This is a genomic window from Bradyrhizobium neotropicale, assembly GCF_001641695.1.
Taxonomy (GTDB): domain Bacteria; phylum Pseudomonadota; class Alphaproteobacteria; order Rhizobiales; family Xanthobacteraceae; genus Bradyrhizobium; species Bradyrhizobium neotropicale.
The window spans coordinates 1-9,955 of record NZ_LSEF01000031.1 but is presented as its reverse complement, the minus strand read 5'-3'; the positions used below and the strand labels follow the sequence as shown (position 1 = coordinate 9,955).

Here is a 9,955-nt window from a genome sequence, read left to right as displayed (position 1 = left end):
GCTGTCAATCGGCGTTCAAATTTGACCCCTCATCGGCGTCCAATTTTGACCCCTTTGTGCGGCGGGGTTTGCTGGTAGCGCTCGTCTCGTCGGAGCTGGCCGGGATTGCGGAGGCGAGACGAGCGCGGGTTGCGTGATCGTCGTCGCGGCTTTTGAATCGCCAACTGTCGTTGCCGGTCTCGACGATGTCGCAGTGATGGGTCAACCGATCGAGCAGCGCAGTGGTCATCTTGGCGTCGCCGAACACGCTGGGCCATTCGCCGAAGGCGAGATTGGTGGTGACGATGACGGAAGCTCTCTCGTAGAGCCGGCTGATCAGATGGAACAGAAGCTGACCGCCGGACTGGGCAAAGGGCAGATATCCGAGTTCGTCCAGAACGATGAAGTCCATCCGGGTCAAGTGCTCAGCAAGCCGGCCCTGCCGTCCATTGCGGGTCTCAATCTCGAGGCGGTTGACGAGATCGACCACATTGTAGAAGCGGCCACGGGCACCGGATCGGATGCAGCTCCTGGCGATTGCGATGGCCAGATGGGTCTTGCCGGTGCCTGTGCCGCCGACCAGCACGACGTTGCGTTGCTGGGCGATGAAGCCGCCGCCGGCGAGATCATTGACGAGCGTCCGGTTGATCGGCGTGCCGTCGAACTGGAAGTCCTCGAGGTCCTTAGCAAGCGGCAGCTTGGCGATGGTGAGCTGGTACTTGATCGACCGGGCCTGCTTCTCGTTGATCTCGGCGTTGAGCAGGTCGCCGACGATGCGCTGCGGTTCGTGTTGGCGCTTGACCGCAGTCGCCATGATCTCGTCGAAGGCGGCCTTCATGCCGTAGAGCTTGAGCTCGCCCATGAGGTCGAAGATTTGGGTTCGTTCCATCAGATGATCCTCCGGAGGTTGTCGTAACGGGCACAATCGGCGATCGGCGCATGGCGGAGCGTCAATGCAGCCGGCGTCATGATGTTGGCCGGTGGGGCGGGTTCACGTTGTCGGGCCAGGATGTTGAGAACGACATCGGCGGAATGGACGCCGTGACCGAGCGCTTCGGCACAGGCGGCTTCTACCGCGGGCAGGCCGTCAGTCAGCACCGCATTGAGGATGTCGACCATCTGACGATTGCCATCGTCGGTGCTGGCAAGCCTGCGCCGGATCCGCTCGATCGCGGCCGGCAGCACCCAGTCCTTGAAGGGAGCACCGTTGCGCAAGGCGCCGGGTTTACGCGCCAGTACCGGCACATAGTGCCAGGGATCGTAGGTCGTCTCGCCGCGTCCGAAGGATCGTGGGTGCTCGGCAACGATGCGTCCGTCCTGACGGATCACGATGCGATCGGCATAGGCTTGGACCTCGACCGGGCGCCCGACGGCGCTGGCTGCGACCAAGTACTTGTTGTTGTCGAAGCGCACCAGACAGGTCTTCGAGACCGACGCCGGCACCGCATGGAAGCCGTCGAACCGACCGGCATAGGGGACGAGCTTAGGACGCTCGGCTTCGAACACTTCCCAGATCGTCTGATCGGCCAACTCCGGATGGCGATGCGCTTTGGCGTAGGCGATGCACTTGTCCAGCAGCCAGGCGTTTAACTCGTCCAGGTTCTTGAACCGCAGCCGCGGCGTGAAGAAGCGTTCGCGGACCAGCCCGACCTGGTTCTCGACCTGGCCCTTCTCCCAGCCCGAGGCTGGCGTGCAGGCGACCGGATCGACCAGGTAATGGCTGCACATCTGCAGGAAGCGGCGATTGTAGCGGCGATCCTTGCCGACAAAGATCGTCTCCACCGCGGTCTTCATATTGTCGTAGATGCCGCGACTGCAGGTGCCCTTAAACAGGGCGAACGCCCGGTCGTGGGCGTCGAACACCATCTCCTGCGTCTCGCGCGGATAGGCCCGCACGAACAGCATGCGGCTGTGACAGAGCCGGACATGGGCGGCCTTCACCATCACCGTGGTCCCGCTCAGCAAGACCACCTCGTGGCTCCAGTCGAACTGGTAGGCTTCGCCCGGCGCAAAACTCAGCGGGACATAGGCCGCCGCGGTCGATTGCCCGCGTTCTTTGCTCCACCGCCTGGCGTAACGCCGCACCGCATCGTAACCGCCGTCGTAGCCGCGGCCGCGCAGCTCTTCGAAGATCCGGATCAACGTCAGCTGTTCACGAGCCGGTTTGGCCGCGTTCGCCGCCAGCAATCCGTCAAGCTCTACTGCCCATCGTCCCAGCTTTGGCCGCGGCTGCACTTGCCGCTCGTACTCGAAGGAGGTCTCCCCAGACCTCAGCACCTTGCGGACCGTGTTCCGCGACACCTTCAGGTCACGGGCGATCTCCTTGATCGTCTTGCCCTTGATGAAGTGCTCGCGCCGTATCCGCGCAATCGTCTCCACGACCAGCATCCCCGACCACCTGCTTCATTCCAAAGCAGGCAGCGCAACAGCCCAACGTTAGGGGGTCAATTTTGGACGCCGATCCCCCAGCTTAGGGGGTCAATATTGCAGGCCGAATGACAAAAATCGTCGCGAGAAGCTCGTGGGCATCCCCGAGTTGTCCCGCGTCGTAGAGCGCCAATGCGCGATACATCGCGGCTAGGCATGAAGCGCCTCTCGTCAGCGCGCCTGCGAATCCGATGTCGTTCTCGAAGATGAGGGCATCGTACAATCCGTCGTACCCCGTCTCCAGCGTCGCCCGTAACTGGGATTGCGACGCCGGCTTCCAGAGCCTGTCGATCGCGTGCGCGTCCCGTGCCAGCGCCTGAGCCAGCAGTTTCCCCGCGGTCACTGGTTCGGGATCCCGCTGTCTGAGCTCTTCGCAAGAAGAGCCGTGCAGATTGCAGTGGCTAGGGTGATGCCGTTCGAACGCCGGGCGTTCGCTCTTGCGCAGGGGGATGTCGACTTCGAGCATGAACTCGGAAGTCAGGTGTCCCGCCCAGGACCATTCTCGGTCGGCGAAGCGCAACGGACCGTCGTCGTATCTTCGTTCGTACAGGAGCGCCCCCTCGGGCGGAGCCGTGCCGACCTGACGCTTTACAGCACGCGGCATCTCATGGCCGATTGGCTCGACAGCGACGGCATCGCCCAGCGGACGCGTGACCGCATTCTCGGGCACGCCAGCGACGTTCGTGGACGCTACGGCCGGAAGGGCATTCTTGATCCGCAAGTCGCGGCGAAGATCGAGGCGCTCGAACCGCCCGTGATCAAGCAAATGAGAGAGATCCTGCTCGCTGCAAAGAACCGGGCAGATAATCGCGAGCTCACGGTACTGAAGACCTATTAGTTTCAGAGTTCGCGATCCTGCTCTGATGGCGTGTCCGGAACAACTAGAGCGTCCGCCCCTCAGATTCGTATTCTGATCAGGCCCATTGAAATTGCTGGGATTTGTTACCGTAAGACGCGAACCAACCCCGCAAAACCGCGCAATGCCAAGCCGGTCACGAGTGCGAAGTTACCGAGGAGAACCGCCCATCAGCGGTTGACCAGATTTGTTGGTATGCTCATGGCCGCCAACGGCCGCAATTTCGGGTCGTTTGCTAGAATGTTCGGGACGACCGGCACTCGTGCGTGACACGAAACAGTGTCTCTCCCCGACCGAAGCTCGCCCCCATCACAAAGCTTACCCCGGTAACCGTTCGCGCGGTCCCGGGGTCATTGCAGTGCCGCCTACGAGAGGGGCGATCATGCTTACGAGAAGCGCTGGAGCATCTCACGATCAAGACAGACGCGCTTCGGCAACGGCGCGGACGAAGCCCGAACCCATCCAATATCGGATCAGGCGGGCCATCATGGCTGATCCAATGCTGTCCTCAACGGCTAAGCTTGTGGCGGATGCTCTGCTTCTCACCTTCCGAAACAACATGACTGGACAATGCAATCCCTCGCTGACCACGATTGGGTTGGCGATCGGTCGGTGCAGGCGGACCGTGATCAACGCAATTAATGAACTCAGGGCTGGGCCTGATCCGTGGCTGATTGTCCGGGGCACAGGGGGCGGCTCAAAGGACAACACAAACAACTACGAGTTTCGGCTCAAAGGTACGGGTGCAATTCACTGCACCGATGAAGCAGACTGCACGGGTGAAGAAAATGTCGATACGGGTGAAACAAACTGCAACGAACGGGTGAAGCAGACTGCCCACGAACTATCTAGTGAACTATCCAGAACTATCGACACGAATTGTGTCGAAGCGCCTGAGCCGGATCGCTCGCTACCACGCCCCCTGACGGACGCGCTTCGCGATCCGGTTCGAAGAGAGGCTACCGAGGTGGTGCAAGATCGGATTGCGAAACGCCTACCGGAGGGATGGCTGACCCTGATGCAGTTGCCTGCCGCAGAGCTTGCGCGGCTGACCGATCTTGAACGGGTGGGACGCCTTACTGATAACGTGCTAAAGCTTGCGGTTGTTGAGATGAGGCTTGGCGAGCGTGCCGAGGCGAAGTAGGCGGGGGTCCAACGGTGCGCCGGGGAGCGGAGATCGCAATATGCCGTCTGAAAAAACAGGCCGACAACAGGCGGGCCAATTTCAGAAAGGTCAAAGCGGAAACGCGGCTGGCCGTCCGCGTGGTGCCAGAAATAGTGCCACCTTGGCCGCCGAGGCCATGCTGGACGGGGAAGCAGAAGCCTTGACGCGAAAGGCCATTCAAATGGCTTTGGACGGCGATACGATAGCGCTCCGCCTCTGCGTTGAGCGAATTCTCCCGGCGCGCAAAGACCGTCCGGTGACCATCCGTTTGCCGCCGATCAACAGCCCTCGCGACGCCGCAGACATCATGGCGGGGGTCGCGAACGCGGTTGCAGCGGGTCAGATGACAGCGGGTGAAGCGGCCGAATTCGCCAAAGTCGTCGATTGCTATGTGAAGGCGTATCAGACGGCCGAAGGGGGCGCTGGCTTGACAGGGGTGGAGCAGTTGCCCGACGTCGAATTGCTGCGCATCGCGACCAGCAAAAGCGAAATGAGAACCACCACACAAGTTTCGCCACTCCTGACCATCCGCCCGCGCTGATTAGGGGCGAGGTTGGACATCAGGTAAGGCGGTCGCCCGATAACCGGCTATCGCTGACTAGCAGGGATCGCTTACGTTAGATGTGTCAAAGGGGCCACGAGCGGACCCTTGCACCTCCCACTGCGCCGCAAGGTTCTTGATCTGCTCGAAATGCAGGATCGCCGGTTCACCCTCGCGAACGATTGTTGTCCGCTTGCGTTCCTTGGGTAGCAACGTCATCGCGCGCAATACTGCCGCGCGCAGTTTCATCGAGCCGTGATCTGTCAGGGTGACGAACTCTTCCGGGTCAAGGGCCATGGGTCCACGCCTACACTACCGGCTGGCCAGCAAGCCAGCACACGCGCCCCGAATGCCCAACTCTCCAGATAATCCGATATGGTTAATGGCTGGTTATCGTTTGGCTCTGTCATTTTGAATTGGCGCGCGCGGGTCACGCCGCGCCTAGTCCCGTAAGAAAAATGAGCTTCTCCGACTGCACCGGACCCTATTTTCGGTCGATCCCGTCCCATCCGATTTCAAATCGTTGGAGTAAAGGAGGTGGCTGCCACCCAACTCACAGCGGGGGTGTGTTCGCTCGTGCCGCGCCTGCCCCCGGTAGCGCCCAGTGATCCATGGCAGTCGCAATGGATCAGGCTGCCGCAGTCAACCTGCTATCGGCAGGCGGGGTCGCGCAAAGCAGACGCTTGCGAATGGCCTCTTCAACGAGCGCGAGCGCTTCCTTGGCTCGTCGCGCTTCGGCATCAGCAACTTCGGCACGGAGCTCCACGGCCGTCAACTTATCCTTCTGAGCTTCAATACAGGACTGGGCTTGCTCCAGCGCTCGGCAAGCATCTTGCAACTTACGGTCAGTGGTGACGATGAGTTCACGTTGTGCCCGCTCGGCGGCCTCCGCTCGCACTTCGGCAAGCCTCAATCTTTCTAAGGCGCTCGTGCAGAGCGATTGGGCGCGGGCTTCGGTCTCGCGCGCGTGCTTCTCCATACTGCGGAAGACATCGGCCGCTTGATGTACCAGATCGAGGGCTGTTGCTCCCCGGTCTGGTGCCAACGGCGAGGGAAAGCTCAGGACGTCCTCATCCCCTCCAACTGGCACTCTGGAATTAGGCCGCGCCATGAAGTTTCAAGCTCGTCGCGAACACAAACACACGAGCAGTATCATGAATAGCTATGGTTAACGGATGGTTAAAGCGATGGTGGTCGCGAAACTCAGGGGCGCGCGGGACCGCAAGCGCCGCACCGGGGTTAAGGTCGAGGGTCGCAAGTCGATTGCAGAGCAGAAGCCTGAGACTGTCGAAATGGCCCGCAAGTTGTCACGGGCGCGGCCCAAGGGTGGCAAGCGGTCCCTGCGCGAAATCTCGGCAGCACTCGCGGCTGCGGGTCACGTGACGAAGCCTGGCAACCCATATGCTGCCACAGCAATCAAACTCATGCTGGACGTGAAATGATGCGACACGCACAGACGCCCACTAGTGCCGAACACCAAGCATTGATCCTCGCGGAGTGATCGCCTTCACGATTGCTCATCAGCAAAGCATGCTTGGCCGACCACCCCCGGGGGAGGGAAAAACTCGGCGAAAAGCATGCTTCTGCCACGCGCCACAACTTTTGATGGCGCGCTTCTCAAGGTTGTACTAGCGTAAATCAGGGGGCGTCACATGACACGGTTTGCGTTCGTATCGCTGTGCTTAGTAGCGATTTTGCTGTCAGGGTGCATAACCACAGCTATGCAGGGTTACGCGGACCGAGATTTACCGGCGCGGCCCATACAACGTATGGCAGCTTATGTTGTCGCGCCCACCGCGCTGGCTTCCAGTTTTCAGTCGAGCATCGCCGAGGAGGCAGCGAAGCGGGGTATTGGGGCCGAAGATGCTTACGCGCTGCTGCCACCCACGCGAACGTACACTGACGCGGAAATTCGGAAGATAATGGCCGCAAGCGGCGTTGATGCTGTTCTGATCATCAACGTGGGTGATACAGGTGTGGTCAAGGAATACGCTGGCACGTTCTTTCAAGGCCAATACTCGGGCTCGACCGATGTTGGTGGCACTGTCACGCGCAACGGAAACTTCTCGAATGTTTCTCTAGCGGGAACTACCTCCGGAACGATGACAGGCACGGCAACGCCAATGCACAGGTACAGCCGACAAACGGTATTTAAAGCGCGCCTCGTTGATCCAACTACCGCAAGAAATCTCTGGGTAGGTTCGGGAGAGGTAAGCGCGGGTGGGCGTCTTTTTGTAGGCAACGGCAGTAGCGCATCAAGTTCTGTCTCTGCAATTTTTGACGATTTGCGCTCTAAGAAAATAATCGGCGGAACCTCTTAACCAAAAGGCCATCCACACGGTGGATGCAGTTCGATTTCTTCGAGAGCGGTTTTCAAGATGCCGGTAACGATCCGTGAAGTACGCCAACAGTTGCGAGAGCAAATCGGTGAGGCAATCGAAGCATATGCCACAGTAGAGGCCAAGCAGGCATTTCTACTCATGAGTATCCTGCACATAGATTACCAAAAAGCCTGCATCATCTTCTCCGCTGTCCAGAATGTCCGCGCCAGAGGCGAAATGATGCAGGATCTGTTGGATCAGGTATCCGACGGGCGGCTCAAAAGGTATTGGAGTTTGTGCAATGCCTTTTTGCTGAAACTGGCACAGTTTAGGAACGCCATGGCGCACTGGCAGCCATATTCAAACTTATACGAGGGACCCGGCGATAAACTGCATTACGAACCCGCGCTGGGGCCTCCCGCGCAAAACGGCTTGAAGCCGCTGGAGGCAAGCGATTTTCCTGCCTTCATTGAGGATTGTGGATACATCGGCGAAGAAATTCAAAAACTCGATGCAATAATCAAAACCGGGCTCAGATCGTGGCCAGAAAAATTTCCGCCTCCAGTAATTCGTCAGAACCGTGCCGTCCTTCGACGGCTCCGGAGTGCCAAAGAACTTCAACCGCAGCGGCCACCGTCAAAGCCGAACCTTCTTCAGAAAGGTCAAAAGCCTTCAGCAAAACAGCGGCGGCAGCGGGCACTGAGCAAGGCACGCAATCGGCCTTGATACACCTACCCACTCCGAGGAGGCTATCTTGAAACTCTGGCTCTCGTTCTCGTAGCCTCGTGGTTCATCCCTGCCGCCGCCGAAGCAGCCTGCAATATCGTCTACGGAACTCCATACGGCGACTGCACGGGCGTGAACGTCAATCACGGGAAGGAGCCTTACTCGGTCGTCAATGGCTTCAAGGTGGTCAGCGGGACTACTGAAGGAGCTACTGTGGTGAACGGAGGCTCACTAACTGTAACTGGAATGGCTTGCCGAGAACGCGATCACCAAACTTGAACAGAACCGGCACAGACCTTCCCCAACACGCGCGTTCAAATTTGGGGAATTGCCGAAAAGGGAAAGGAATATGAGCGGCCCGAGACATAGGTGACAGAACGTACCGGACACATGGGTTACACTTTCCGCTTTTGTTCTGCGGGAGGTGTGGATGCCGTGGAAAGCGAGTTCGGTAATGGAAGAGCGCCTTCGCTTTGTCGCCCGGCTTCTGGATGGAGAAGCCATGGCCGAGGTCTGCCGGGAGTTCGGCATCTCCCGCAAAACTGGCTACAAGATTTTCGATCGTTACAAGGAGCACGGGCTTGAAGCGTTAAGCGACCGCTCCAGGCGGCCGATCCGTTACGCCAACCAGCTCCCGCAGCAGGTCGAGACCCTGATCGTTCGGCTGAAGGGCGAGAAGCCACACTGGGGCGCCCGCAAGATCCGCGAGCTCCTGGTGCGACGGCTCGACGGCGACGTCCGGGTGCCGGCCAAAAGCACCATCCATGCGATCCTCGACCGCCATGGCCTGGTCAAGCGCGGCTGCGTGCCGCGCCACCGCGCGCACGGCACGCCGCTGTCGCAGGGCACGCTTGCCAACGATCTGTGGTGTGCCGACTTCAAGGGCGAGTTCAAGCTCGGCAATGGCCGATACTGCTATCCGCTGACCGTCACCGACCATGCCTCGCGCTTCCTGCTGCTCTGTGAAGCGCTGGATTCCACGCGGGAAGATCCTGCCATTACTGCCTTTGAACGGCTGTTCCGCGAGCGCGGTCTGCCCTTTGCCATCCGCTCCGACAATGGCGTGCCCTTTGCCAGTCCAAACGCGCTGTTCAACCTCTCGAAGCTGTCGGTGTGGTGGCTCAGACTCGGCATTGCGATCGAACGCATCAAGCCGGGCCATCCGCAGCAGAACGGCCGTCACGAGCGCATGCATCTCACGCTGAAGAAGGAGGCCACCCGGCCGCCGGGGTTCAACAGCTTGCAGCAGCAGGCACGCTTCGATGCCTTCCTCCGCGAGTTCAATTCTGAACGTCCCCACGAGGCGCTCGACATGAAGTGCCCCGGAGAGCTCTACACAGCCTCAACCCGCCGCTACGATGGTCTGCCGGAACTCACATATCCGTTCCACGACCGCGACGGTGTCATCACCGCCTGCGGCCGCCTCTGCCTCCATCGCAAGAAGATCAACATCTCCACCGTGCTGGCCGGCCAGAAGCTCGGCATCAAGGAAGTCGACGACGGCATTTGGCTCGTCAGCTTCATGCATTACGATCTCGGTTACTTCGACCTCGAGCAAAAGACCTTGCAACCCCTCGACAACCCGTTCGGCCCGAAGCCCGCCACCCATGTCTCAAGTACGGCCTCGGCGCTCTGACCGAGACGCGCTTTCCTGCATTCTTGGCATGGTGGCCAGTTGCTTGGCCGCGCTGAGCCGTCACCCCCCCGAAGCCCGCAGGGGCGCGGCCTTTGCCGCGCGGGGTTGACGGCGAAAGCGCGGACCGAGCAATAATGGTCATGCCATGAACGCGTCTCGCCGTAACACACCAAATCGGATGCGTTGCGCGTCGGCGGGATCGACCTGGAGTAAATGACCTTGCAACCAATCGGCAACCCGCTCGGCACGAGGTTGTCACCTATGTCTTAGGTACGATCTGTTACCGATGTCTTCGGTCTGGACA

The 9,955-nt window shown here is 59.9% G+C and carries 11 protein-coding genes and 1 pseudogene; 7 read left to right on the top strand and 5 right to left on the bottom strand.

What is annotated here, in order from left to right:
- Positions 1 to 4: 4 nt before the first annotated feature.
- From istB to AXW67_RS43085, 3 genes and pseudogenes are all read right to left on the bottom strand, one after another.
- Positions 5 to 868 (bottom strand): IS21-like element helper ATPase IstB, encoded by an 864-nt coding sequence (gene istB, locus AXW67_RS07700; RefSeq protein WP_063677376.1) that lies wholly within the window; start codon positions 866 to 868, stop codon positions 5 to 7.
- A gap of 8 nt (positions 869 to 876) precedes the next feature.
- Positions 877 to 2,367: pseudogene (gene istA / locus AXW67_RS07695) on the bottom strand (IS21 family transposase); the annotation flags it as partial.
- Between the two features lie 82 nt (positions 2,368 to 2,449).
- Positions 2,450 to 3,010, bottom strand: coding sequence for a hypothetical protein (locus tag AXW67_RS43085; RefSeq protein ID WP_063677374.1), 561 nt, complete (start codon positions 3,008 to 3,010; stop codon positions 2,450 to 2,452).
- Positions 3,011 to 3,013: 3 nt separating this feature from the next.
- On the opposite strand from AXW67_RS43085, the gene AXW67_RS07685 reads away from it, so the two are divergent.
- From AXW67_RS07685 to AXW67_RS07675, 3 genes are all read left to right on the top strand, one after another.
- The gene (locus AXW67_RS07685; RefSeq protein WP_063677373.1) at positions 3,014 to 3,244 is read left to right on the top strand and encodes a hypothetical protein; all 231 of its coding nucleotides are present in this window, start codon (positions 3,014 to 3,016) and stop codon (positions 3,242 to 3,244) included.
- A gap of 505 nt (positions 3,245 to 3,749) precedes the next feature.
- Positions 3,750 to 4,406: a helix-turn-helix domain-containing protein gene (locus AXW67_RS07680; RefSeq protein WP_145927477.1), complete on the top strand. Its 657-nt coding sequence runs from the start codon at positions 3,750 to 3,752 to the stop codon at positions 4,404 to 4,406.
- A gap of 40 nt (positions 4,407 to 4,446) precedes the next feature.
- The gene (locus AXW67_RS07675; RefSeq protein WP_201723648.1) at positions 4,447 to 4,968 is read left to right on the top strand and encodes a DUF5681 domain-containing protein; all 522 of its coding nucleotides are present in this window, start codon (positions 4,447 to 4,449) and stop codon (positions 4,966 to 4,968) included.
- 57 nt (positions 4,969 to 5,025) lie between these two features.
- On the opposite strand, the gene AXW67_RS07670 is transcribed toward AXW67_RS07675, so the two are convergent.
- The gene (locus tag AXW67_RS07670) at positions 5,026 to 5,265 is read right to left on the bottom strand and encodes a hypothetical protein (RefSeq protein ID WP_063677370.1); all 240 of its coding nucleotides are present in this window, start codon (positions 5,263 to 5,265) and stop codon (positions 5,026 to 5,028) included.
- A gap of 331 nt (positions 5,266 to 5,596) precedes the next feature.
- Complete coding sequence (locus AXW67_RS07665; RefSeq protein ID WP_063677369.1) at positions 5,597 to 6,079, bottom strand: hypothetical protein; 483 nt, start codon at positions 6,077 to 6,079, stop codon at positions 5,597 to 5,599.
- Between the two features lie 64 nt (positions 6,080 to 6,143).
- Between AXW67_RS07665 and AXW67_RS07660 the strand changes: the two genes are divergently transcribed.
- The 4 genes from AXW67_RS07660 (at position 6,144) to AXW67_RS07650 (ending at position 9,651) form a co-directional block, all read left to right on the top strand.
- Positions 6,144 to 6,410, top strand: coding sequence for a hypothetical protein (locus tag AXW67_RS07660; protein ID WP_063677368.1), 267 nt, complete (start codon positions 6,144 to 6,146; stop codon positions 6,408 to 6,410).
- A gap of 210 nt (positions 6,411 to 6,620) precedes the next feature.
- Positions 6,621 to 7,289 (top strand): hypothetical protein, encoded by a 669-nt coding sequence (locus AXW67_RS41665; RefSeq protein ID WP_145927476.1) that lies wholly within the window; start codon positions 6,621 to 6,623, stop codon positions 7,287 to 7,289.
- A gap of 57 nt (positions 7,290 to 7,346) precedes the next feature.
- Positions 7,347 to 8,015, top strand: a complete 669-nt coding sequence (locus tag AXW67_RS41660; protein WP_145927475.1) for a hypothetical protein — start codon at positions 7,347 to 7,349, stop codon at positions 8,013 to 8,015.
- A 430-nt stretch (positions 8,016 to 8,445) separates the two neighbouring features.
- Positions 8,446 to 9,651 carry an integrase core domain-containing protein gene (locus AXW67_RS07650; RefSeq protein ID WP_063677366.1) on the top strand — a complete coding sequence of 402 codons (1,206 nt, stop codon included), beginning with the start codon at positions 8,446 to 8,448 and terminating at the stop codon, positions 9,649 to 9,651.
- The last annotated feature ends 304 nt before the right edge of the window (positions 9,652 to 9,955 follow it).